Here is a 22,939-nt window from a genome sequence, read left to right as displayed (position 1 = left end):
GTGCCAGGTTGCAAGTGTCAACAGGCCCTGTGAGCTAGCAGCTTGATGAGGACAGTTTGCTCTCATCAAGCTCTCTCCGCTGCCGAGCACAATCTTCACCCCCACGAACATTGAGCAGCATCAATCACCAGGGCGAGTTGATTGATATAAAATGCAGGCATATTGGGATCAAAAAACTGCCCCTCTTTAAACAGCCACAGATTAAACAGTCACAGGCCACCTACTTTCAGGGTTTTAACCCAACTGCACTAGGGCTAGTTGCGCCCCTAGCTAGCTCAAGCCCGGTTTTACACCTCGTTGAATGGCTAGCGATCGCTCAGTAGGGTTGGCTTAACACCTACAGGCTCAGGATTAGCTATTGCCTCTGCCTCGGCCCGTCTGCCAACCTTAGCTACGCCGTACCCACAATGACCACACCCAACGCATTGTTCTTCCTGGCCAAAGGGGGAAAAGCTGGGGAGCTGATTGAGGCATTTGACTGGGCCAATACACCGCTGGGGCCGATCGCCACCTGGCCCCAGAGTTTGACCATAGCGCTGCAGATTTCCCTGTCGTCGCGGCTACCAACGCAGATTTTGTGGGGGCCAGAGTACATTCAGTTTTACAACGACGCCTACATTCCCATTGCTGGGGACAAGCACCCAGCCGGCATTGGCCAGCGGGGGGCAGAGTGTTGGGCGGAGGTGTGGGAATTTTCGGGGGCGCTGCTAGATCGGGTGATGGCCACCGGAGAGGCCACCTGGTCGGAGGATCAGCTCCTGGTGCTCAACCGCAACGGCAAGCCTGATGAGGGCTATTTCACCTTTTCGTATACCCCCATTTGGGAGTCACCAGAGCGGGTGGGTGGGGTGTTTATTGCGGTGAATGAGACGACTCAAAAGGTGGTGGGAGATCGTCGCGAGCGGGCGCTGCGGGCAGAGGCTCAGGCGGTGAGCGCCAACCTGGGCCATGTGCTGACCAGCATCAGCGATGAGTTTATGATGTTTGACGCTGACTGGCGCTTTACCTACGTCAACGATCGCGCGGTAGCCGCCCTGCAAAAGCCGCGCGAAGAGCTGCTAGGGCAATCGTTCTGGGCGGTGTTTCCCGAGGCGATCGCCAGTCCCTTACACACCGAGCTGCACCGGGCGGTGGCGAACCGGGCTGCGGCCACCTTTGAGCTGTTTTGCCCCAGCGAGGGGCGCTGGCTCGAAAATCGGGTTTACCCCTTTGACAATGGGGTGTCGCTGCTGCGGGTTGACATCACCGCCAAAAAAAATCTGGAGCGGGCTCTCAAAATCTCCCAAGACCAGCTCGACAGCATTCTCAATACGGCACCGGCTTCCATTGCCCGCTGCCGTTTTTTTAGCGATCGCACCTACATTCTCGACTATCGCTCGGTGGGCTGCGAGGCGCTGACCGGCTATACCCTGGCGGAGCTGACCCCAGCGCTGTGGCTAGAGCGCACCTTTGAAGAAGACCGGGCGGCGATCGCAGGCCCGATGTTTGACGCCGCCTTTGAGCAGCGCCCCATCACCGTAGAATATCGCTTTCGCCACAAAGACGGCGGCGTGCGGTGGGTCGCTGACAGTCTCACCTCTCGCCGCGACGAGGCCCACGACTGCTGGGTGGTGACCATGGTAGGCATTGACATCACCGCTCGCAAGCAGGCTGAAGACGCCCTGCGCCGGAGCGAGACCCACCTGGCCATGGCCCAGCGAGTGGCGCAGTTTGGCAGCTGGGAGTTTGACCCCGAGAGCCAGCGGAGCGTGTGGTCAGAGGCGATGTTTGAGCAGTTTGGCTATGACCCGGCCCAAACCGAGCCCAGCTACGCTGAACTCATAGAGCGCATTCACCCCGACGATCGCACCATGGTTGAAGAGTTTGTCAGGCGGGCGATCGCTGACCACCACGCCTATGCGTTTGATCTGCGGGTGGTGCTGCCCGATGGCAAGGTGCGCTACCTCAACTCTCGCTGCCAGGCGGTGCTCGATGGCCAGGGCCAAGTGGTAAAGCTGATGGGCACTTGCCTCGACATCACCGATCGCAAACACATCGAGATCGTGCTGCAAGAGAGCCGCATGCGATTGCAGCTAGCCCTGGAGGGGGCCGACTGTGGCACCTGGGACTATGACCTGATCACCCAGGAGCTGGTCTGGTCAGACCGCTGTAAAGCGATGTTTGGCCTGCCCCTCGACACCGAGATGAGCTTTGAACGGTTTGCCGCAGCCATTCACCCCGACGACCGCGATCGCGTACAGCGGGCAGTAGAGGACGCGATCGCCCACCGCCAAGACTACGATGTCGCCATGCGCACCCTGTGGCTCGACGGCACCGTGTGCTGGGTGCGCTCCATTGGCCGCGTCTATAACGACGGGCGGGGGCGACCCTACCGCATGGCCGGGGTAGCCCTCGATATCTCTGCCCTCAAGCAGACCGACATGGCCCTGCGGGAGAGCGAAGACCGCTATCGGGTGTTGGCCGAGGCCATGCCTCAAATGGTCTGGATGGCCGATCGCAGCGGCGTGCAGTATTGGAACCAGCGCTGGTATGACTACACTGGCCTGCCCCAGAATGGATCAATGGGGATAGAGGGCACCAATCTGGTGCACCCCGACGAGCAGACCCGCACCATAGAGCTGTGGCAGCAGGCCATCGACCAGGGCGTGGGTTTTGATGTTGAGCAGCGCATTCGTCGCCACGATGGGGTCTATCATTGGTTTATTAACCGGGGGCTGCCGGTGCAAGACGCCAGCGGCAAGGTCACCCGCTGGGTGGGCACCATCACCGACATCGACGGCCAAAAGCAGCTCGAAACCCAGCGCGCCCGCCTGCTAGAGCAGGAGCGCATTGCCCGCGAAGCCGCCGAAAACGCCAACCGCATCAAAGACGAGTTTTTGGCGGTGCTGTCTCACGAGCTCAGGTCGCCCCTCAACCCGATCTTGGGCTGGGCCAAGCTGCTGCGCACCACCCAGCTCAGCGAAACCAAGATCGAATACGCCCTCGAAACCATCGAGCGCAACGCCCGGCTCCAGTCGCAGCTGATCGACGACCTGCTCGATGTATCGCGCATTTTGCGCGGCAAGCTGGTGCTCAACACCATGCCCACGGCCCCCATCGCCGTCATTCGCGATGCGATCGAAACGGTGCAGTCGGTGGCCGATGCCAAAGACGTTGCGATCGCAACGGAGCTGGATGTGTCTCGCCATCACGTGTTGGGCGATCCCAATCGGCTCAAGCAGGTGGTGTGGAACCTGCTCTCTAACGCGGTGAAGTTTACCCCCAAAGGGGGCCGCGTGACCGTGCGGCTCAGCTACAGAGAGCACTGGGCCGAGATCCAGGTCAGCGACACCGGCAAGGGCATCGACCCCGACTTTTTGCCCCACGTGTTTGACCGCTTTCGCCAGGCTGACAGCACCACAACCAGAGACTTTGGCGGCCTGGGCCTGGGCCTGGCGATCGCCGACCAGATCGTTGACATGCACCAGGGCACCATTGCCGCCCACAGTAACGGCGATGGCCAAGGGGCCACCTTCACCGTGCGGCTGCCGGTCACTTCTCCGACCACCGATACTGCTGATCTAAGCAGCCCGCCAGCCCAGCTCACCAGCCTCCAAAATATCCACATCATGGTGGTAGAAGACGATGTGGACAGCCGCAATCTCATAGCCACTACGCTGCAACAGTTTGGCGCTCAAGTTACGGCGCTGCCTGCCGCCGCCGATGCGATTACAGCCCTAGCCCAGATGCAACCCGACATTTTAGTCAGCGACATCGGCATGCCCGACATGGATGGCTACATGCTGATGCGGCAGATCAGAGAGATGACCGACGCTAGGCAGATTCCGGCGATCGCCCTCACGGCCTACACCACCGAAACTGACCAGCAAAAAAGTCTGCTAGCCGGGTTTCAAAAACACTTGCCCAAGCCGATGGAAGTCTCTCAACTGATCGACGCGATCGCCGCTTTGCTCAAACAGGATCAGTAGATCACAAACACGCCCTTTTGCCGTGATCCAGCTCTCACCCTACATCTCTCTCCCAATGTGGGCTACTCAGTACACACCTCTCATGAGCCGCCCCAGCTGTCCGTTTTTGGCCTCCCTAGCCCCCCAATTCCGGGGGGAAGCGGAAGTCAAAGTCCCCCAAAATTTGGCGGTTTAGGGGGACAAAGCGAGGGGGATGAGGTCAAACCCGACTTGGGTGTATGTAGTAGGTCAAAGATGTCACGTTTCAAGAGGACTATCCCCCTCATAGCGGGGGACAAGCTCCGATTAGCTGGGCCGTGCTGAACAGCTTCATCCTTACCCTGGCCCGACGGATGAGAACTCGAACCGTGCCTCATACTAAATCCTCCTTGGCTACCCCCAATTCAGCAGGGCAAACAACCGTTTGCCCCTACGGTTAGGCCTGGTGGGAATCGTTGTAGCCTCAGGGGTGTTCAACGTGAGAGCTTTTTAGCTGTGGCTAGCCCTACCGCACGCTGTCGCGCTTGAGGGTATGAGCCTTTAGAACTGCGTGGGTGCCCCGCTCCGCTTCGCCCGCCGCCGGTTGCCGCTGGGTAAAGGTGCCGTCGGCCTCCATATCCCAGGCCTGGCGATTATCGGCCAGCAAGATGTCAAGCACCGTCTGCAACTCTTTGACCAGCCCTGGGCTTTCGATCGGCACCACGGCCTCGACCCGGCGATCGAGGTTGCGGGTCATCCAGTCGGCGCTGCCGATGTAGTATTCAGGTTTGCCATCGTTGTGAAAGCAAAAGATGCGCGAGTGTTCGAGAAACTGACCGATGACGCTGATCACGCGAATGTTGTCGCTGACGCCGGGGATACCAGGACGCAGGCAGCAGATGCCGCGCACGATCAGGTCGATCGCCACCCCCGCCTGAGAGGCTTCGTAGAGCAGCTTGATCATGGCGGTATCGACGAGAGAGTTCATTTTGGCCACGATTTTGCCCTCACCACCGGCCTGGGCAAGGTCAATCTCGCGGCGAATGAGGCTCTCCATGCGATCGCGCAGCGTATAGGGGGCCACCAGCAGCTTGCGGTAGGCCTTTTGACGTGAGTAGCCGGTAAGAAAATTAAACAGATCGGTGAGGTCGGCCCCCAGGTCATCGCGACAGCTAAATAGGCCGAGGTCGGTATAGAGCTTTGAGGTCTTGGGGTTGTAGTTGCCGGTGCCAATGTGCACGTAGCGGCGAATTTCATCGCCCTCTTCACGCACCACCAGGGTGGTTTTGGTGTGGGTTTTGAGCCCCACAATGCCGTAGACCACGTGCACACCGGCGTCTTCTAGCTTTTTGGCCCACTCTATATTGTTGGCTTCGTCAAAGCGGGCCTTGAGCTCTACTAGGGCGACCACCTGTTTGCGGTTGGCCGCCGCTGCGATCAGAGCTTTGACGATGGGCGAGTCGCCAGAGGTGCGGTAGAGGGTGATCTTGATGGTCAGCACCTTGGGGTCGTGGGCCGCCTGGGTAATAAACTCCTGCACCGACGCCGTAAACGATTCGTAGGGGTGGTGCACCAAGATATCGCCATCTCGCATAACGGCAAAGATGCTGGGCGGGCGCTCGGTATAGCCCTTGCCATCTTCATCTTCTAGCTCCACCACCGGCTTGAGCCGAGGGGGTACCAGAGCCGACCAGGGCTTATCCTTTAGCTGAGGCAGCGGCATCGACAGAAAAAAGAACAGATCGGCCAAGTTCAGCAGACCGTCAATGGTATAGACCCGATCGGGAGGCACCTTGAGTTCGCGCATCAGCCCTTCTTTGATGTCGCTCGGCATCGAGCTTTCGATCTCGAGCCGACAGACAAACCCTTCTAGCCGCCGCTTGCTAATCTCTTTCTCGATGGCAATCAGCAGATCATCGGCTTCATCTTCTAGCACCGGAAAGTCGGCGTCGCGGGTGATGCGAAACAGATGGTGCCCCACGATTTCCATGCCGGGAAACAGGTAGCTCAGGTTGGCGGCAATCACCTGCTCTAGCGGGACGCCAATCCAAACGCAGGGGGTGCCCTGGTGGGTGCGCAGGGGCTCGGGCATGTCCACAAAGCGGGGTAGACTGCTGGGCACTTTAACCCGAGCAAACCGCTCAATGCCGGTGTCGGGGTTGACCACCCCCACCGCCAGGTTTAGGCTCAGGTTTGACATGCGCGGAAACGGGTGCGATGGATCGACGCTGAGGGGAGTCAGCACCGGAAAGATGCGTTTCTCAAAGTAGTCTTTGAGGTAAGCGCGCTGCTCTTCGGTGAGATCGGCGTAGTTTTGGAGGTAAACCCCGTGCTCGGTGAGGGCAGGGCGCAGGTCTTGCTCAAACGTGCGGTGCTGGAGGCCAATCTTTTCAACCAGGTGCGATCGCATGATCTCTAGCTGCTTAGTCGGCGACGTCTGGTCAGGGGTCTCAGGATGCACCCCTGCCTCCGCCTGCTCCATCACCCCAGAGATGCGCACCATAAAAAACTCGTCAAGGTTAGAGCTGTAGATCGCCAAAAACTTCAGCCGCTCTAGCAGCGGCGTGCGGGGGTCGAGGGCTTCGTGCAGCACCCGCTCATTAAAACCCAGCCAGCTGACCTCACGATTGATGTAGTAGCGAGGATCGTCGAGATTGGTGCTCTGCTCCGCCAGGTCAGCTTTAGCCATAGTGTTTTCTCGCCCCAAGGGTGGTTGATCGGGCATTTTAGGCGCAGAACTTAATCCTTTGGTTAAGACCAGAATGGCGGGAAACCAGCAAAGACGTTCTGCCTGAGGTTACGGACTGATGTGACTGGCTAACTGCGATCGCTGAGCTCAGCCTAATCCTGAGTTTCAGAGGTTTCGATAAAGTCAGCGCAATCGTCGTAGGCGGTAACGCTCTAGTGATACTCTGAATGTTGGCGCTTTAAAACGTAACAGTCACTCGATAAAGCGCCCTAAACAGCTGATCATACGAGATAGGCGCAAGGCATGGTCACCACAGCAGAAAAAACAAACGTTGGTTACGTCACGCAAGTCATTGGTCCCGTCGTAGACATTAAGTTTCCGGCTGGCGAAATGCCCAAGATTTACAACGCTCTCAAGGTGCAGGGCAAAAACTCCGCTGGCAATGACGTTGCCGTCACCTGCGAAGTGCAACAGCTTCTGGGCGACTCTCAGGTGCGGGCCGTCTCGATGAGCACTACCGACGGCTTGGTACGCGGCATGGAAGTGGTCGATACCGGCGCCCCCATTAGCGTGCCCGTCGGTGCCGCTACCCTGGGCCGTATCTTCAACGTCCTGGGTGAGCCTGTGGATGAAAAGGGGCCTGTCAACGTTGACACCACCTCCCCTATCCACCGCTCAGCACCAAAATTTACTGAGCTAGAAACCCAGCCCTCAGTGTTTGAAACTGGGATTAAAGTTATTGATCTGCTAGCTCCCTACCGTCGCGGCGGCAAAGTGGGTCTGTTTGGCGGTGCGGGTGTGGGCAAAACCGTACTTATCCAAGAACTGATTAACAACATTGCTAAAGAGCACGGTGGTGTGTCAGTGTTTGGCGGCGTGGGCGAGCGCACCCGCGAAGGCAATGATCTCTACAACGAATTCATCGAGTCGGGCGTGATCAACGCCGACGACCTCGGCAAATCTAAGGTCGCCCTAGTCTACGGCCAGATGAACGAGCCCCCCGGTGCCCGCATGCGGGTAGCTCTCTCGGCCCTGACCATGGCCGAGTACTTCCGTGACGTCAACAAGCAAGACGTTCTGCTGTTTATCGACAATATTTTCCGGTTTGTGCAGGCCGGTTCTGAAGTGTCTGCGCTGCTGGGCCGCATGCCCTCCGCTGTGGGCTACCAGCCCACCTTGGGCACCGACATGGGCGACCTGCAAGAGCGTATCACCTCGACCCTGGAAGGTTCTATCACCTCCATTCAGGCGGTGTACGTACCTGCAGACGACCTCACCGACCCCGCTCCGGCTACCACCTTTGCCCACCTTGACGCCACAACGGTACTGTCCCGTGCTCTGGCCTCCAAGGGTATTTACCCTGCTGTAGATCCCCTTGACTCAGCTTCTACCATGCTTCAGCCCAGCGTTGTGGGCGAAGAGCACTACCGCACCGCCCGCGCCGTGCAGTCGACCCTCCAGCGCTACAAAGAGCTGCAAGACATCATCGCCATTCTCGGCCTAGATGAGCTGTCTGAAGACGATCGCACTGTGGTGGCTCGGGCGCGTAAGATTGAGCGCTTCCTCTCTCAGCCTTTCTTTGTGGCCGAGGTATTTACTGGTGCCCCCGGCAAGTACGTCTCCCTCGAAGACAACATCAAGGCCTTCAATCAGATTCTCTCTGGTGAGCTAGACGAGATTCCTGAGCAGTGCTTCTACCTCAAGGGTGGCATTGAAGAGGTGCTAGAGGCAGCTGAGAAACTCAAAGCTGAGAAGTAATCGCTACGGCTGGGGAGCGGAGCTATTCCTCTCCCCAGCTATTTGTCATGGGCCGAGCCCACCATAAACCTGGCGATCTTCTCGCAGAAGCGCTTTATGGCTGGGTTTGGTGTTTGTCTAGTTCCTATTTTAAGCTGTGCTATGGCATTAACCGTTCGTGTAATTGCCCCAGACAAGACCGTCTGGGACTCGGAGGCAGAGGAGGTCATTCTGCCCAGCACCACTGGTCAGTTAGGCATTTTGGCTGGCCACGCACCGCTGCTCACCGCCCTAGATGTGGGGGTGATGCGGGTGAAAGCTGATAAAGAGTGGGTTCCCATTGCTCTTATGGGCGGCTTTGCTGAGATTGACAAAGACGAGTTGATCATCTTGGTCAATGGTGCTGAGCGGGGCGACACCATCGATACCGCCAAGGCTCAAATCGCCTTCCAAGAGGCCGAAACTCACCTGAGCGAAGTTGATACCGAAGATAAGCAGGCCACGATTCAGGCTCGCCAGGCTCTCAAGCGTGCTCGGGCGCGGTTGCAGGCTGCCGGTGGGCTAAAGTAAGCCTAGTGCTTAACCTGGCGCTGTCTCCAACAATCACCGATCAAAGAAAGGGGCTACTGATGTATCAGTAGCCCCTTTCTTTGGGAAACAAGATTCCTTAACTGTTGGCCAAGATTGCCATTATCTTAGCTTGGCGTATCACGAACTACCGGTAAAGGTAATTTCGGGGAAGCGATCTTGGGCCTCGGTCAGGGGTTTACCCTTCCCTTCTTCCTGCCAATAGTTGATAATCTCGGTTGCCTGGTTGAGAATTTCAACCCGCTCCTCTTCTTCGATCCAGGGCTTGCTTTCAAGCTCGGTTTTCATTTGTTCCCAGGCGTCGTTACGGGGCCAGAAGAAGTAAGAGGTGAGCGGGCTGGTGCCCTTGCCTACCACCTGATCAACTGCCAGCGCAACGTCTTTTTCGAGCCAGAGTACTTTTAGGACAAATCTGGACAAGTAGACCTCCGCTGCAATTCCAAAAATACTACAGTCTATAATTTTATCACCTTGCCGTCTTGCACTCTACCCCCTATGGATGTTCTATGACTTTTTTGGCTGATCCGCTAGCGATCGCAGTCTTTGACATTGATGGCGTACTGCGGGATGTGGGCAATTCTTACCGCCGCGCTCTGGCAGATACCGTTGAAGCATTTACCGATGGTCAGTACCGCCCCACCCCTGAAGATATTGACAACCTGAAGGGCGAAGGGCGGTGGAACAATGACTGGGAGGGCTCCCAGGAGCTGGTGTACCGCTACTTTGAGGCTCAGGGTAAGCCTCGGGAGGCCATGGCCCTCAACTACGACGAGATCGTGGACTTCTTTCAGCGGCGCTACCGGGGGCCAAACCTTGACGACCCCGGCCAGTGGACGGGCTACATTACCCAAGAGCCGCTGCTGGTAGATCGGGGATATTTTGAGGAGCTACACCGCGATCGCATCATTTCGGGCTTTTTTAGCGGTGCCACCCAAGGCTCAGCCAGCTTTGTGCTCCAGCGTCGGCTGGGGTTAGCCGATCCGGTGCTGGTAGCTATGGAAGACGCCCCCGGCAAGCCCGACCCCACCGGGCTGCTGGCCGTGGTGAAAGCCTTGACCCAGCAATATCAGCTGCCGGCCACTACCCCGGTGATCTACGCAGGCGATACTGTAGCCGATATGCAAACCGTAGTACAGGCTAGACAGACTCAGACGATAGCCCCTCTGCGGCCCTGGCTGGCCATTGGCGTGCTGCCCCCTCATATCGTCAATGCCGACGAGGCCTACCGCCAGAGCTATCAGCACTCCCTAGGGGCAGCTGGCGCCCAGGGAGTGCTGAGTCGCATAACAGACCTGACCCCGAGTTACGTGGTAGAGATGCTAGCAACCCTGAGTTTCCCGCAGCACCATGGCCAAAGCTGACCCCCACCGCCTCAAACTCTCGCAGCTGCGGGCGCTGGTGACCATTGCCGACCATGGCTCCTTTAGCGACGCCGCCCTGCACATGGAACTGTCGCAGTCGGCGGTGAGCCACGCCATCGCCACCCTTGAGGAAGAGCTGGGGGTATCGCTGCTGCACCGGGGCCGTCAGGGGGCAGTGCTGACCCCGGTGGGTGAGCAGATCACAGATGAGGCGCGGCAGGTGCTGCGATCACTCCACAGCCTTTGCCACAAGGCAGAGGAAGCCAAAGGTTTGCAGACCGGAGAGGTGCGTATTGCGGCCTTTCGCAGCGTTGCCACCCATATTCTGCCGGAGGTGATTCGCCAGTTTCGCCAGCAGTACCCCGGCGTGGCCATCGCCATTGACGAAAAATCGCACTATGAAATGGTGGAGAGCGATCTGCGCCAGGGCAAGGCCGACGTCGGCTTTACCTACCTGCCCACCCGCGATGAGTTTGACCAGTGGGAGCTGCTGCGCGATCGCTATATCTGCCTGCGCCCCCCCGGTTCCCAGGTGTTGTCCCAGCCCCTGACCTGGGAAGAACTGGCCGCCTACCCGCTGATTTTGCCCCCCACCGACGACGGCGATCGCCAGTACATCGACCGTCTGCTGCACCGCTGGGGGCAGCAGGTGCAGCCGGCCTACGTAGTACGAGAAGATTCCACCATTCTGAGCATGGTAGAGCGAGGTCTGGGGGCCACCATTATGGCCTCACTGGCGGCAGAGCCGATTCCGGCTGGACTACAGGTGGCTGAGTTGCCCCAGCCCCTAGAGCGGGTCATTGGCATGATTGTGCTGGGCGATGCCCTCCTGTCACCGCCGGTATACGCCTTCTTAGAACGGCTTAAGACCATTTGGCCCCAGGCCCAATCCGGTCAGCCCCGCAGTGATAGCCGCATGCCAGAGGGAAATAGCTGACGCCTATGCCACCATTGCCGAATCCAAAAAAATACCCCAGCGCTAGGCCAGGGTAAGGGATCGTTGTTGTTTTGGAGGGACGTTCACACTCTCCAGCAGTGGCTACAACGGCCGCAGTTAAAATTCCAGATGGGGAGATTATGGGCAGGCTTGAAATATAACGCGATGGCCATTGAGCTTAGGCTCTCTGCTGCTGCCACAGGTGAGAACTAGAACAGCGGCAGCGACAATTAACCCTAGCTAGAACCCCATCGCCTTAGCGACAGTGACGGGGTCGGGGTTGAGGCCGCCCTTGACCTGGTTGTTGCTGTGGGCGATCGCGGTATCGGGGTCTTTTAAGCCGTTGCCGGTCAGTACGCAAACAATATTGGCCCCAGCAGGCACCTGATCTTTAACCTTCAGCAACCCAGCCACAGAAGCCGCACTGGCGGGTTCACAGAATACGCCCTCCAGGGCCAGCAGCCGGTAGGCTGAAAGAATTTCTTCGTCAGTGACTGCGTTAAACTCGCCCTGGCTGGCGTCGCGCACGGCTTCGGCCTTGGTCCAGCTGGCGGGGTTGCCGATGCGAATGGCGGTAGCGAGGGTTTGGGGATTGCTCACCCTGTGGCCGCTCACGAGGGGCGCGGCCCCTGCCGCCTGAAAGCCCATCATGCGCGGCAGTTGACCACACTTGCGCTGCTGGTGGTACTCACAAAAGCCCATCCAGTAGGCGGTGACGTTGCCCGCGTTGCCCACAGGAATACACAGCCAGTCAGGGGCGTCGCCTAGGGCATCGACAATCTCAAAGGCTCCGGTTTTTTGCCCTTCTAGCCGGTAGGGGTTGACCGAGTTAACCAAGGTGATGGGGTAATCTTTGGCCAACTCGCGCACCATGGTCAAGGCGTCGTCAAAATTGCCGTTGATGGCCAGTACCTCAGCTCCGTAAAGCAGCGCCTGGGCCAATTTACCCAGAGCCACATAGCCATCGGGAATCAGTACAAAAGCCCGCATACCGCCCCGGCGAGCATAGGCAGCAGCGGCGGCGGAGGTGTTGCCGGTGCTAGCGCAAATCACAGCTTCAGCCCCGGCCTCTTTGGCCTTGGAGATGGCCATGGTCATGCCCCGATCTTTGAAGCTGCCGGTAGGGTTGAGGCCGTCGTACTTGACCCAAACCTTGACGTCTTTGCCAACGTGCTGGGCCAAGACCGGCATAGGGATGAGCGGGGTATTGCCCTCGCACAGAGTCACCACCGGAGTCTGATCGGACACTGGCAGGTAGGGCCGATAGGCCTCGATCAACCCAGGCCAAGGCTGTAGCCCCCCAGTCTGGAGCCGAGGCGCATCGATAGAGGGGGCAGCAGCAGGATGGTTTACGCTTAGGGTCACGGTAGGTCGACGTTGTAGGGAACGCTGAACTGAGGGCATCTGACTGCTAGCCCAGTTTCAGCAGTATGTGTTCTTTAGTTTACCGCGACCCTCGACCCCAGTGATGAGTAGTTTTCGCGGTCGCAGGTCCAAATCTCAGCTCCATGTCCCAGTCTGAGGCCGCCATGAGAAGCCAGATAGAGCGGTGATCAGCACGTAGCTTATGCCCGTCGCCACTGACTAGCCGCGATCGCTGTAGCCGGGGCGGCCCATTTAGGCATGGCCCCTGACCGTCTCAACCAGTTTGTAAACTGCCCTAGGTCTGATCGGCTGACGATGGCGGTGTGGTTTAAGGTTGTCCTCTGGACAGAATGGTTAAAATGCCTTAACTTTCTGACTGAGTACAATTCTCTATAATAAATCGCCATGAATGCCCCTGTGGACGGCTCTACTGCTCAGATAAGCGCCTTATCAGACTCTCCCCAGCAGCCCGCTGGCGATGCCCGTCGCGATAGGCTAACTGCTGCACCTGCGAGTCGCGAAACCGCCCCCGCTGCCGACGAAAAAATCTGCTGGATCGAAGTGCGCGAATCGCCCTACCCCCCCAACCAGCAGGTGGAATTGCTCCATTTGCAAGCCGAAGCCGAGGCACTGCTGCTGCAATTGCAGACGCTACAGCACCAACGCCAGAGCTAGTAGGGGCGACCACATGCAACCCTGGAGACTAGCTTTAAGACCCATGGCACCAGCCCAAAAGTGGGTAAATGGCTCGGAAGTTGAGTTGTCTGGGGCTGGAGACAGTAAAAAAATGCGCCACTTTCCCAGGAATTCGCTACTTTAGGGGAGAACTGTGGGGAGATGCTGCAATGACTTACTCTGTAAAATCTCAACCAGCTGGGGCTCAACCAGCTGGGGATACCAAGCTTCAGGGATTGGCAAAACGTAAGCTCTATGGGGCGATCGCCAGCGGTTTAGTACTAGCCGTAGCTGGGGGCGCTGCCCTCAAGCTGACTACCGCCACCTCTGATCGCGGCGATGTCGTCGCTGACGGTGAGGCTACGTCTGACGTGCAGCCCGACGGGTCAACCTCCCTGCAAGAGCCGTCGGTGCCCGCCGCTAGCGAAGCCGCCACCCCTTTCCAATCTCAGCCTTTTCTGGCCGCCTCTGGCCCGCTACGTTTAGCCGATCCCAGTCTGTTGCGCTCCACCTCATCCCAGGCTCGGGTAGAGACGGTGACCGCTGGGCGTCCTGACCCCTTTGCTTCGGTGGTGCTGCCCGCCCCTGCTGGGCCACGCCCCAACCCAGCAGCATCACTACTGACCCCAGCGCCCCCCGCGATCGCCACCCAAAATCTGCCCATGGTGCCCGTTGCCTCTACCCAGGGGCTCCCCTCGCTACCCCAGGCCATGGTGCAGCCCGTTGCTCTGCCCAGTCTGCCCGCCCCCTTCTTGCCCGGAGCAGTGCCCCCTAGCCCGACGGAGATCGCTGTGGCTCCTACCGGTAGCCCGGCCTTCCAAAATCTGGTCGATCAAGTGGCGGTCACTGGCGTGGTGCAGGTGGGTAGCACCGTCAGCGTTATTGTCACCGAGCCTGGCAGCACCGTCAGCCGCCGCGTCTTCCAGGGAGATATGCTAGCCGCTGGAAGAATTCGGGTGAAATCGGTGGATCTATCAGGGCAAGAGCCCATGGTGGTATTGACCTACGATGGCCGAGACTACACTCGCTCGGTGGGTGCAACGCTAGTTGGCGCTCTTTAACGGCGCTGGCGAGGCTGTACAAGTCCAGTTCAGAGTCGGGCGTTTTTCCACGGGCAAAACTTGATCTCTGGACGGGGTTGATCAGGCTAGGGCAGCAATTGAACGACCTAGTCGGTCAGCCCAGCCACCTTGGCCATGCCCACTACGGAGGTCTATGTCGATCGACTTCTCAGCACTGCCAGCAGTTTGACGAAGTGAGCGGGTAGAGGGGCGATCGCTACCACTGTTTCCCCGGTGGCCGGGTGGCGCAGCTCTAGTCGTTCAGCGTGGAGCGCTTGTCCAGGTAATTTCACTCCCACGTCGCGGCCTGAGCCGTAGGTGGGGTCGCCCACCAGGGGGTGGCCCATGTGGGTGCTGTGGACCCGGATCTGGTGGGTACGGCCCGTTTCTAACCGAAAGCGCAGCAGTGAAAAGTTGCCTAGGCGCTCTTCTACCTGCCAGTGGGTGACGGCAGTGCGGCCTTTTTCAAGGGGAACTACGGCGTTTTTTTTGCGATCGATCGGGTGGCGACCCAGGGGCGCGTCGATGGTGCCCGAGTCGCTCTTGGGCGCGCCGTAGATTATGCCCAGATATTCGCGCCGGGCGGTTTTGGCCTTCATCTGGGCCTGAAGCTGGCTGTGGGCCAGGTCGGTTTTGGCAACCACGATCGCCCCCGTCGTATTTTTATCTAACCGGTGCACAATGCCGGGGCGCTGCACGCCGCCAATGCCCAGTAGCTGATCGCCGCAGTGGGCCAGCACCGCGTTGACTAGGGTGCCGCTCATGTTGCCGGGGGCGGGGTGCACCACCAGCCCGGCGGGCTTGTTGATGATAATCAGGTGCTCGTCTTCGTAGAGAATGTCGAGGGGAATGGCCTCGGGCATGAGCGCTAGGGGGCGAGGCTCGGGGATGGTGAGGTGGATGCGATCGCCCCTCTGTACCGCCTCTTTTTTGTTGGTGCAGAGCTGGCCGTTGATCTGCACGTACTCCCAGTCGATCAGCTTTTGCACCCGGTTGCGGGAGAGTTCTTTAACATTGGCGGTGAGCCAGCGATCGAGGCGATCGGGGTCAGTCGTTTCGACAGTCAGCTCTAGGGTTTGGTCAGCGATGGTAGTAGGCTTGAGCGCGGTAGGATTTCTATCATACGCTGCCCCGTTTTCGGACGAACTCGATGAGCCCCGCCTCGCCCATACCTCCCGCCCTACGCCCTGGTCAACTGCGCCGCATTCACCACCTGGCGCTGAACGTGAAGGATATGGCGGCCTCGCGCCAGTTCTACGGCGGGCTGCTGGGGCTGCGAGAGCTGACCGGTGACGAGGTAGACGACACCTTGAAAGACCTAGTTACCACGGGCAAAGTGGCCAACTTTATACTGCCTGACGGGCTGATTCTCGATTTATTCGGGGCTCCAGACCTGGAACCCCCTGACCCTGACCCCGATAAATCTTTCACCCGTGCCTACCACCTGGCCTTTGACATTGACCCGGCCCAGTTTGATGCCGCCCTGGCGGTGCTAGCGGCCAATCAAATTTCCGTTGCCCACGGCCCGGTCACCCGCCCCACCGGGCGCGGGGTCTATTTTTACGACCCCGACGGCTTTATGGTCGAAATTCGCTGCGATCCGGCTCTGTAGGGTAGGAACCGCCAGCCTTACTTTTTGCCCGGCAAAAACTTAACCCAAAATGCCTTTATAACCTCTCCGGGCTGAGACTAAAGCGGGGAACCGCTAGGAGAACAAATTGGGCGGTGGGCATTGGCCACTCTACTTATTGAGCCTGCAATTGGATGACTGAGACAAATGAACCATGAAGCAACGTACCGTGCTCAAACGTATCGACTCTTGCTTTGCATGGGTTGGGTGCTGGCTACCATGCTGGCTCTGTATCAGAGTGCTCTCCTCGGTCAAACTTACTACCGAGCCTGGCACGACTCGTCATCCTTTCTTTGGTTTGCTACATTGCTATTAGCAATAGGAGAATTTTTTCTATTCTGCCTACATTTTTACTGGTTGACCAAAAGCTGGAAAGAAACATTGACTAGAGGACTATTGTGGAGCCTCAGCATTCTTTCAACGCTGGTACTTGTGCTGCCTATATCTATCTTATTGTTGTCCATTAGCCCCTTAGGCTTCGTAATTATTGAGGCTGCGATAGGCCTATTCCAGAGTCGAGTTATTAAACCCTTTTCATCTTTTTCAGTGGGCTGGACATTAATTAGAATTGTAGCTTTTGTGGTTGCTGTTTTGTTGGGCAGTATATTTGCTCAAGGTTCAAATGGAGAGTCATTTTCAATTATTTCAGTATTACATCTTCCGACAGAAAGAGACGCTCTGTTTATGGGATTACTAGGTGGTTTAATTAAAGGCGTTGGCTTCGTATATGTTTTGCGCCTGTCTCCTCCAAAGTAGGAGACCACACCTTAAGTGCTAAGTGATCTTTTAATCGCATTTTGCCCATGAAAGCTAAAGACTTCATGGACAAATACTTCACAATTTAGTATCTCAGCCAAAGCCTGTAGGTCACGGGGCGCTGTTTGCAAGAGAGTAAGAGCCTCTTCAGAGTTGCCCATAGAGCACTTTGCCCTCTGCGATACATCGCTAGCATGCCAGATTTTGCCCAAAAGACTTCGCCTGTAGCTAAGGGCTCACCCTGGATGGGGAAGCAGAGTACATGGGAAACGCATAAAGGGCGGAGAGGAAAACCTCTCCGCCCTTTGGCTCGTTGTCTAACCCATTACAGGTCAGAACTTAGTAGCGGTAGCCGCCGCTGGTAGCACCGGGCTTGTGCACGATGAAGCTAGCGACCTGGCACTGCTTGACGTTGTCAAAGCCCACTACACGGATGTAGCAGTTGGAGTACTCAGAGCGGCAGGCCTGCACTTCGGCTAGCACCTCTTGGGTGGAGGTGGCGTTGAACAGGGGCAGCTTCCAGAGGGTCCAATAGTAGGTCTCGGGGTTCGACTCTTCGTCAAACTCAACGGCGGGGAAGTAGCCTTGTTTGAGAATGTAGGAAATTTGCCGCTCGATCTGAGCATCGCTCAGGGGGGGCAGGTAGGACATCGTTTCAAAACGACGCTCTTTAGGCAGAGTTTTCATAGTTCCTCGCTGGGTTAACTAATCGTGAATCGGCAAAAGCCGTAAACAGAGGAGATTGTGGAGAGTAGAAATCGAGTTACTCAGGGGCTGACTCCCCATCAGCGGCAGACTCTTGCTGAACATCCTGCTCTAGGACCAGTTCAGAATCCACTACGTGGTCGGCGTTGCCCAACTGAGTCATGTTCTCTAGATGCTGGCGGCGGTGTTCCATATTGGCCTGCTGGATGCTGGTGACCACCATCTCGGGCAAAAACTCGCAGATACCTTCTGCAATGTGCTGCCGTACGGTCATCACTCGAATTGCCAGATCTGCGCTTTCTTCTAGGAGGGCACTCAGGTAGGCTTCGCCATCCTGAAGCGCTTCTTTAGTTGAGAACGCATTGAGCCAATAGGCGCGGGCGGGGTTGGTTTCCTTAAGCTGGTTTAGCACCGTTTTTACAGCCTGAAACGTCAGGTAGCTGGTGAGCACCTTAGCGGTCTCTTTAGCCGATTGCTTAAGGTCCATCATCGGTGTCTCTCGAACGATTGACGTAGACCCCGCTACGGGAGCGGTTGGTAGCCCTGATCTAAGCCCGAATAGTTTGCAGATTCGGTAACTTATGCAGCATTCTTCAGAAATTTTGGAACCCTACAAATCAATGGACTGACCAACGCACCCTAGGCCGCGACCTAGCCGGTACCGCAGTACCGACTAGCCATCTAGATGGTGTCAACGGTGTCAAACTCGAACTTGATTTCCTTCCACAGTTCGCAGGCAGCAGCCAGCTCAGGCGACCACTTGCAGGCTTCGCGAATGATGTCGCCGCCTTCACGGGCGAGGTCACGGCCTTCGTTACGGGCCTGAACGCAAGCTTCGAGAGCTACGCGGTTAGCGGCTGCACCTGGTGCGTTGCCCCAGGGGTGGCCCAGAGTACCACCACCAAACTGCAGCACCGAGTCGTCACCGAAGATTTCTACCAGGGCGGGCATGTGCCATACGTGGATACCGCCAGAGGCCACGGCCATGACGCCAGCCAGAGACGCCCAGTCTTGGGTGAAGTAGATACCGCGAGACTTGTCTTGCTCAACGTAGTTTTCGCGCAGCAGGTCTACAAAGCCCAGGGTGCCAGCGCGATCGCCCTCTAGCTTGCCCACAACGGTACCGGTGTGGATGTGGTCACCACCGGACATGCGCAGGCACTTGGCCAGCACGCGGAAGTGAATGCCGTGGTTCTTTTGACGGTCGATCACCGCGTGCATGGCGCGGTGAATGTGCAGCAGCACACCGTTGTCGCGGCACCAGTGCGACAGAGTGGTGTTGGCGGTAAAGCCAGCGGTCAAGAAGTCATGCATGATGATGGGCATGTTGAGTTCTTTGGCGTACTCAGCCCGCTTCAGCATCTCTTCGCAGGTGTGGGCGGTGACGTTGAGGTAGTGACCCTTGATCTCACCGGTTTCAGCCTGGGACTTGTGAATGGCGTCGGCCACAAACAAGAAGCGATCGCGCCAGCGCTGGAAGGGCTGGGAGTTGATGTTCTCGTCGTCTTTGGTGAAGTCGAGACCACCACGCAGGCACTCGTACACGGCGCGGCCATAGTTTTTAGCCGACAGACCGAGCTTGGGCTTAATGGTGCAACCCAGCAGGGGACGACCGTACTTGTTGAGGCGATCGCGCTCTACCTGAATGCCGTGGGGAGGCCCTTGGAAGGTCTTTAGGTAGGCGACGGGAATGCGCAGATCTTCGAGGCGTAGGGCGCGCAGGGCTTTAAAGCCAAACACGTTGCCCACCAGGGAAGTCAGCAGGTTGGTGACCGAGCCTTCCTCGAACAGGTCGAGGGGGTAGGCGACATAGCAGATGTACTGATTGTCTTCGCCGGGCACGGGCTCAATGTCGTAACAACGACCCTTGTAGCGATCCATGTCGGTCAAGAGGTCGGTCCACACCGTGGTCCAGGTACCGGTCGACGATTCAGCGGCCACAGCGGCGGCGCACTCTTCGGGCGGCACGCCAGGCTGGGGGGTCATCCGGAACGCCGCCAGAATGTCGGTATCCTTGGGCGTGTAGTCCGGGGTGTAGTAGGTCAGTTTGTAGTCCTTAACCCCGGCGCTGTAGCCAGCTTTTGATTGAGTTGTTGTCTGAGAGTAAGACATGTCTCCCTTCCTGTGAATCTAAGAAATCCCTCTAGCGAACCCCTGTAGCCCAGCCGCACAAAACAAGCTTCCTCGATCAAGGAAGCTTTTGGTCAGCCCAAGCCCCGGTCAGTCCACGTCAATCTGAGACGAGTAGAAATACCAAAGCATTCTTCAAAACAGATGCCTTGCAAGCGCTTTCAGTATTTTTAATTACCGTATGGTTAGCATACTATCAGCGATTGGATAAGTTTAGTTTTGGAAGATCTGTATATATTCATAACTAAAAATTATGTATCAAGGTGAACCCAGGTAAGGCTTTCTCAAGTTCTTTGAAGCCAGCCAGTCTTGATGGCCGAGACGTGCAGGTCAACAAATATTGGATTGCTAAGCCACCCCCCGGAATTGTCGATATACTTTAACGCTGAGGTGCCCTAAAGCCTTAAAGGGCAACCCATCAGGGCAAATCGATTAGGGGCTGTTACACGCCACCGCAAACCGTGGGGAGAGACTATGCTGAGCCTGCTCGTTCTATCATCGGTGACCCTGTCGTCGCTAATGCTGCCAAATGGGAGCCTCTATCCCCCGACCCCCGACCCAGCCACAAGCTCGGGGCCAGATCCCCTAGTCCCAGCCCTGCTGGCCCAGGCTCCCATCGCCGCTGACTACCGCGTCACTGCCCTCCAGCCCGACTTTACTGGCGACTTGTGGGTGGGCTCTTGGGCCGGGCTGTCTCGCATCAACCCTGAAACCGGGCGTGTGATCCAGCGGGTGAGAATGCCGAGCCGTACCCTTGAGGCTCTGGCGCAAGATCGGGTGGGCCGCATCTGGGTCGGTACCTTTGACGGCCTGGTGCGGGTAGATCCGCGCACCAACGCGATTACGGCGCAAAATTTTACCCTGCCCTCTAACCGGATTCTGTCGCTTTTGATCGACCATCGCGGCTTTCTCTGGGCCGGCACCGATCGCGGCTTAGCCATGATCAGCCCCGATCGCGGTCTGCTGATGACCACCGTACAGCGGCTGCCCGGCGTCAGCGCCAACGCCCTGGCCCTCGACGGGCGCAACAATCTCTGGGTAGGCACCCTCAATGGCCTGGTGCAGATCAATACTGCCAACGCCTTTCCGGTGCGGGAGGTGGGCAACCTGCCTGGGGGCGCGGTGCAGTCCATCACCCTTGGCCCCAGGGGCAATCTGTGGGTGGGCACCGCCAGCGGGCTGCTCGTAGTAGATCCGATTCGGGCTGAGCTGGTGCGATCGGTTGGATCTATGCGCGATCGCAGCATCCAATCTGCGGAGTTTGACCAGGCCGGCAATCTCTGGGTGGGTACCACCACGGGCCTGTTTAAGATTCGCCCTGACAGCGGCGAGCTGCTGGGGCAGGTGCCGTCGCTGCCCTCTAGCCGCATTCTGTCGCTGTCGCCCAACACTGGCAACAAAATTTGGGTGGGCACCAGCGAAGGGCTGGGCTGGGTCAGCCTCACCACTGGCGAGGGCAACCCCCACTGGGGGCTGGTCAGCCCGGTGGTGCTAGAGGCTCGCCAGTAGAAATCTTTGCCCGGTGGGTTGAAGGTCTGTCAGGCTTTCAGCTCACCCAGCCCTGCCTCTACCCGGCGGGGTTGGCCCCAGATCACGGTCTCGTGTTTGTAGATCACCATGCCGGGGCGGGCGCCCTTGGGCTTATAGACGTGGCGGGGCTGGGTGTAAACCACGGGCACCTGGTCGGCTTGGCGGGCGCGGCTAAAGTAGGCCGCTAGGTCGGCGACGTAGGCCAGATCGCGATCGCTGGCCGCCTGCCCCGCCCCCAGGCGCAGCAGCACATGGCTACCCGGAATCTCCTGGGTGTGGAACCAGAGGTCGTAGTCAGCGGCCACGGTGGAGATCAGCAGGTCGTTTTGGCGGTTGTTGCGGCCCACCAGCACCGGCAGCCCTTCGGGGGTATGAAACTGGCGAAAACCTGCGTCAGTATCCTTGCGCTCCGCCAGGCGGTAGTCGGGAGAGGCAATGTAGCTCTGCTGAATCAGCTCGTTGCGGATGTCTATTAAAGCCTCTAGATCTGCCGGTTCAGTGTAGGTGGGAATCTGGGTCAGAGCCGCCTCCACCTGTTCAAGGTAGGTGAGTTCGGCCTGCACTTCCGCCAGCAAAGGAGCGACGGCATCCTTGGCGCGCTTGAGCTTTTGGTGCTGTTTGTAGAGGCGCTGGGCCTGCTGAATGGCGGTTTTGTCGGGGTCGATGGCCAGGGCGACGGGCTGGCCGGTCTCAAAATCGGCCACGGTCATCTGGGTCATGCCGGGCTGCCACTGGTGGCTGTAGGCCATGAGCAGGTCGGCCCGCTGGCGCTGCTGGTCGGCGGTGGCCGACTGGTCGAGGCGCTGGGCAAAGGTGCTGGCTTTTTGCCGCAGCTTGCCCAGCACGCCCTTGAGCTTCTGCTGAATCTGGTTTTGCAGGCGATCGAACTGTTGCAGGTGCAGTTCGCGGTCGTAGTATTGCCGGAGCAGGGTGTGGATGTCGGGAGCGGGGGCGATCGCATCCCAATCCAGCACCGTATACCCGTCCTCTGTCCAGCCGGGGAAAAACTCGCCTTTGTCGAGGCCGGTCAGCCACTGCTGCCAGACCCCAAACAGTCGATCCCAGTCGGCTTGGGTGAGGGTGTCGGCGGCTTGGTCGGGAGTGAGGTGGGCGGCGGTGAGGAGCGATCGCACCAGCGACGAACTCAGCCCTCCGTAGCTCTGCATCAGCATTTTTTTCAGCGTCGTCGGCACCAGACTCACCCGCTCCTGCCACGAGGCTTGGGCTTCTCCCAGGCTGGGCAGCGTATTCATCAGAGCGGGGGGCAGCACGTAGAGGTCACCGGTTTGAATCGGTCGCACCCGCGACTGCTGGTCGCTGACCTGGTGGGCGGCGGTAACGATCTGGTTTTGGGCGTTGGCCAAAATCACGTTGCTGTACTTGCCCATGATCTCGACGTAGAGGTGCCACTGGGGCGGGTCGCCGGGGCGAGGGCCAAACTGAAGGTCGATGGCGCGTTCCCAGGGGGCAACGGGGGCGATCGCCACCAGAGCCAGCTGATTGATCTGATGCTTGAGCTGCTGGCTAAAGGTAAAGGTGTCTTGCCCCTTGGGGGGCGCATCCCCCAGGTGCAGCCGCGCGGCCTGGGGGTGCCACGAAATCGTCAGCCAACTCCGGCGATCGAGGGTGCGCAGGGCCAGGGCTAGGGTAGTAGTGTCGATCTGCACCACGGTTTCGCAACGGGCAGGCACCCAGTCGGCCTGAAGGCTGTGGCACAGGGCCATTAGGGTAGTAAAGTCAACCGGCTGCACAGCACAATCCTCTAGGCAAACAGTGAGTAGGGCTTCGTCGAGAAATTTTGTAGCGGCAAGACGTAACTCAGGGGATAAAACCCTAGAAAACTGAAATT

General features: G+C 58.2%; 18 protein-coding genes. 10 read left to right on the top strand and 8 right to left on the bottom strand.

The genetic code is table 11. The features are described 5' to 3' along the window. The first annotated feature begins 407 nt into the window (after positions 1 to 407). The gene (locus AC0QKW_RS06240; RefSeq protein WP_473150197.1) at positions 408 to 3,968 is read left to right on the top strand and encodes a hybrid sensor histidine kinase/response regulator; all 3,561 of its coding nucleotides are present in this window, start codon (positions 408 to 410) and stop codon (positions 3,966 to 3,968) included. 484 nt (positions 3,969 to 4,452) lie between these two features. Here AC0QKW_RS06240 and ppk1 read toward each other — a convergent pair whose 3' ends face one another. After that, complete coding sequence (gene ppk1 / locus AC0QKW_RS06235; RefSeq protein ID WP_473150196.1) at positions 4,453 to 6,615, bottom strand: polyphosphate kinase 1; 2,163 nt, start codon at positions 6,613 to 6,615, stop codon at positions 4,453 to 4,455. Between the two features lie 303 nt (positions 6,616 to 6,918). On the opposite strand from ppk1, the gene atpD reads away from it, so the two are divergent. Further along, positions 6,919 to 8,373: a F0F1 ATP synthase subunit beta gene (gene atpD, locus AC0QKW_RS06230; RefSeq protein ID WP_473150195.1), complete on the top strand. Its 1,455-nt coding sequence runs from the start codon at positions 6,919 to 6,921 to the stop codon at positions 8,371 to 8,373. A 141-nt stretch (positions 8,374 to 8,514) separates the two neighbouring features. Then, a complete protein-coding gene (atpC, locus tag AC0QKW_RS06225; RefSeq protein ID WP_473150194.1) occupies positions 8,515 to 8,922 on the top strand; it encodes an ATP synthase F1 subunit epsilon in 408 nt (135 codons plus the stop codon). Between the two features lie 138 nt (positions 8,923 to 9,060). On the opposite strand, the gene AC0QKW_RS06220 is transcribed toward atpC, so the two are convergent. Beyond that, the gene (locus AC0QKW_RS06220) at positions 9,061 to 9,399 is read right to left on the bottom strand and encodes a 30S ribosomal protein PSRP-3 (protein ID WP_473150209.1); all 339 of its coding nucleotides are present in this window, start codon (positions 9,397 to 9,399) and stop codon (positions 9,061 to 9,063) included. A gap of 47 nt (positions 9,400 to 9,446) precedes the next feature. Here AC0QKW_RS06220 and AC0QKW_RS06215 point away from each other — a divergent pair, with 47 nt between their 5' ends. Together AC0QKW_RS06215 and AC0QKW_RS06210 are read left to right on the top strand one after the other, a co-directional pair. Beyond that, positions 9,447 to 10,301 carry a TIGR01548 family HAD-type hydrolase gene (locus AC0QKW_RS06215; protein WP_473150193.1) on the top strand — a complete coding sequence of 285 codons (855 nt, stop codon included), beginning with the start codon at positions 9,447 to 9,449 and terminating at the stop codon, positions 10,299 to 10,301. After that, complete coding sequence (locus AC0QKW_RS06210) at positions 10,288 to 11,238, top strand: LysR family transcriptional regulator (RefSeq protein ID WP_473150192.1); 951 nt, start codon at positions 10,288 to 10,290, stop codon at positions 11,236 to 11,238. The genes AC0QKW_RS06215 and AC0QKW_RS06210 overlap by 14 nt, the downstream gene beginning before the upstream one ends. Before the next feature lie 240 nt (positions 11,239 to 11,478). Here the strand turns inward: AC0QKW_RS06210 and thrC are convergent, their stop codons facing one another. Continuing rightward, positions 11,479 to 12,642, bottom strand: a complete 1,164-nt coding sequence (gene thrC, locus AC0QKW_RS06205; protein ID WP_473150191.1) for a threonine synthase — start codon at positions 12,640 to 12,642, stop codon at positions 11,479 to 11,481. A 366-nt stretch (positions 12,643 to 13,008) separates the two neighbouring features. Here thrC and AC0QKW_RS06200 point away from each other — a divergent pair, with 366 nt between their 5' ends. Together AC0QKW_RS06200 and AC0QKW_RS06195 are read left to right on the top strand one after the other, a co-directional pair. Then, positions 13,009 to 13,278, top strand: a complete 270-nt coding sequence (locus AC0QKW_RS06200) for a hypothetical protein (protein ID WP_473150190.1) — start codon at positions 13,009 to 13,011, stop codon at positions 13,276 to 13,278. Between the two features lie 170 nt (positions 13,279 to 13,448). After that, complete coding sequence (locus tag AC0QKW_RS06195) at positions 13,449 to 14,339, top strand: hypothetical protein (RefSeq protein ID WP_473150189.1); 891 nt, start codon at positions 13,449 to 13,451, stop codon at positions 14,337 to 14,339. 152 nt (positions 14,340 to 14,491) lie between these two features. Here AC0QKW_RS06195 and AC0QKW_RS06190 read toward each other — a convergent pair whose 3' ends face one another. Then, positions 14,492 to 15,406 carry an RluA family pseudouridine synthase gene (locus tag AC0QKW_RS06190; RefSeq protein WP_473150208.1) on the bottom strand — a complete coding sequence of 305 codons (915 nt, stop codon included), beginning with the start codon at positions 15,404 to 15,406 and terminating at the stop codon, positions 14,492 to 14,494. A gap of 83 nt (positions 15,407 to 15,489) precedes the next feature. Here AC0QKW_RS06190 and AC0QKW_RS06185 point away from each other — a divergent pair, with 83 nt between their 5' ends. After that, entirely contained in the window at positions 15,490 to 15,951 is a 462-nt protein-coding gene (locus tag AC0QKW_RS06185) for a VOC family protein (RefSeq protein ID WP_473150188.1), read from the top strand. Positions 15,952 to 16,116: 165 nt separating this feature from the next. Then, on the top strand, positions 16,117 to 16,725 hold the full coding sequence (locus tag AC0QKW_RS06180; RefSeq protein ID WP_473150187.1) for a hypothetical protein: 609 nt from the start codon (positions 16,117 to 16,119) through the stop codon (positions 16,723 to 16,725). A 339-nt stretch (positions 16,726 to 17,064) separates the two neighbouring features. Here AC0QKW_RS06180 and AC0QKW_RS06175 read toward each other — a convergent pair whose 3' ends face one another. From AC0QKW_RS06175 to AC0QKW_RS06165, 3 genes are all read right to left on the bottom strand, one after another. Further along, on the bottom strand, positions 17,065 to 17,412 hold the full coding sequence (locus tag AC0QKW_RS06175; RefSeq protein WP_473150186.1) for a ribulose bisphosphate carboxylase small subunit: 348 nt from the start codon (positions 17,410 to 17,412) through the stop codon (positions 17,065 to 17,067). 76 nt (positions 17,413 to 17,488) lie between these two features. Further along, positions 17,489 to 17,917, bottom strand: coding sequence for a RuBisCO chaperone RbcX (gene rcbX / locus AC0QKW_RS06170; protein WP_473150207.1), 429 nt, complete (start codon positions 17,915 to 17,917; stop codon positions 17,489 to 17,491). 194 nt (positions 17,918 to 18,111) lie between these two features. After that, positions 18,112 to 19,542, bottom strand: a complete 1,431-nt coding sequence (locus AC0QKW_RS06165) for a form I ribulose bisphosphate carboxylase large subunit (protein ID WP_473150185.1) — start codon at positions 19,540 to 19,542, stop codon at positions 18,112 to 18,114. A gap of 492 nt (positions 19,543 to 20,034) precedes the next feature. Here AC0QKW_RS06165 and AC0QKW_RS06160 point away from each other — a divergent pair, with 492 nt between their 5' ends. Continuing rightward, on the top strand, positions 20,035 to 21,069 hold the full coding sequence (locus AC0QKW_RS06160) for a ligand-binding sensor domain-containing protein (protein WP_473150184.1): 1,035 nt from the start codon (positions 20,035 to 20,037) through the stop codon (positions 21,067 to 21,069). 29 nt (positions 21,070 to 21,098) lie between these two features. On the opposite strand, the gene AC0QKW_RS06155 is transcribed toward AC0QKW_RS06160, so the two are convergent. After that, on the bottom strand, positions 21,099 to 22,841 hold the full coding sequence (locus AC0QKW_RS06155; protein ID WP_473150183.1) for an Rqc2 family fibronectin-binding protein: 1,743 nt from the start codon (positions 22,839 to 22,841) through the stop codon (positions 21,099 to 21,101). Between the last annotated feature and the right edge of the window lie 98 nt (positions 22,842 to 22,939).

Source organism: Pseudanabaena sp. PCC 9330, assembly GCF_055795045.1.
The sequence above is the reverse complement of the archived record's forward strand: the minus strand, read 5'-3'. Positions and strand labels throughout refer to the sequence as shown.

What these genes read in the sequence shown, in the direction of transcription:
- ppk1 (WP_473150196.1), bottom strand. Translation starts at nt 6,615, where the DNA reads ATGGCTAAAGCTGACCTGGCGGAGCAGAGCACCAATCTCGACGATCCT.
- AC0QKW_RS06160 (WP_473150184.1), top strand. Translation starts at nt 20,035, where the DNA reads ATGCTGAGCCTGCTCGTTCTATCATCGGTGACCCTGTCGTCGCTAATG.
- AC0QKW_RS06215 (WP_473150193.1), top strand. Translation starts at nt 9,447, where the DNA reads ATGACTTTTTTGGCTGATCCGCTAGCGATCGCAGTCTTTGACATTGAT.
- thrC (WP_473150191.1), bottom strand. Translation starts at nt 12,642, where the DNA reads ATGCCCTCAGTTCAGCGTTCCCTACAACGTCGACCTACCGTGACCCTA.
- atpC (WP_473150194.1), top strand. Translation starts at nt 8,515, where the DNA reads ATGGCATTAACCGTTCGTGTAATTGCCCCAGACAAGACCGTCTGGGAC.
- atpD (WP_473150195.1), top strand. Translation starts at nt 6,919, where the DNA reads ATGGTCACCACAGCAGAAAAAACAAACGTTGGTTACGTCACGCAAGTC.
- AC0QKW_RS06175 (WP_473150186.1), bottom strand. Translation starts at nt 17,412, where the DNA reads ATGAAAACTCTGCCTAAAGAGCGTCGTTTTGAAACGATGTCCTACCTG.
- rcbX (WP_473150207.1), bottom strand. Translation starts at nt 17,917, where the DNA reads ATGGACCTTAAGCAATCGGCTAAAGAGACCGCTAAGGTGCTCACCAGC.
- AC0QKW_RS06200 (WP_473150190.1), top strand. Translation starts at nt 13,009, where the DNA reads ATGAATGCCCCTGTGGACGGCTCTACTGCTCAGATAAGCGCCTTATCA.
- AC0QKW_RS06185 (WP_473150188.1), top strand. Translation starts at nt 15,490, where the DNA reads ATGAGCCCCGCCTCGCCCATACCTCCCGCCCTACGCCCTGGTCAACTG.
- AC0QKW_RS06180 (WP_473150187.1), top strand. Translation starts at nt 16,117, where the DNA reads ATGAACCATGAAGCAACGTACCGTGCTCAAACGTATCGACTCTTGCTT.
- AC0QKW_RS06240 (WP_473150197.1), top strand. Translation starts at nt 408, where the DNA reads ATGACCACACCCAACGCATTGTTCTTCCTGGCCAAAGGGGGAAAAGCT.
- AC0QKW_RS06195 (WP_473150189.1), top strand. Translation starts at nt 13,449, where the DNA reads ATGACTTACTCTGTAAAATCTCAACCAGCTGGGGCTCAACCAGCTGGG.
- AC0QKW_RS06165 (WP_473150185.1), bottom strand. Translation starts at nt 19,542, where the DNA reads ATGTCTTACTCTCAGACAACAACTCAATCAAAAGCTGGCTACAGCGCC.
- AC0QKW_RS06210 (WP_473150192.1), top strand. Translation starts at nt 10,288, where the DNA reads ATGGCCAAAGCTGACCCCCACCGCCTCAAACTCTCGCAGCTGCGGGCG.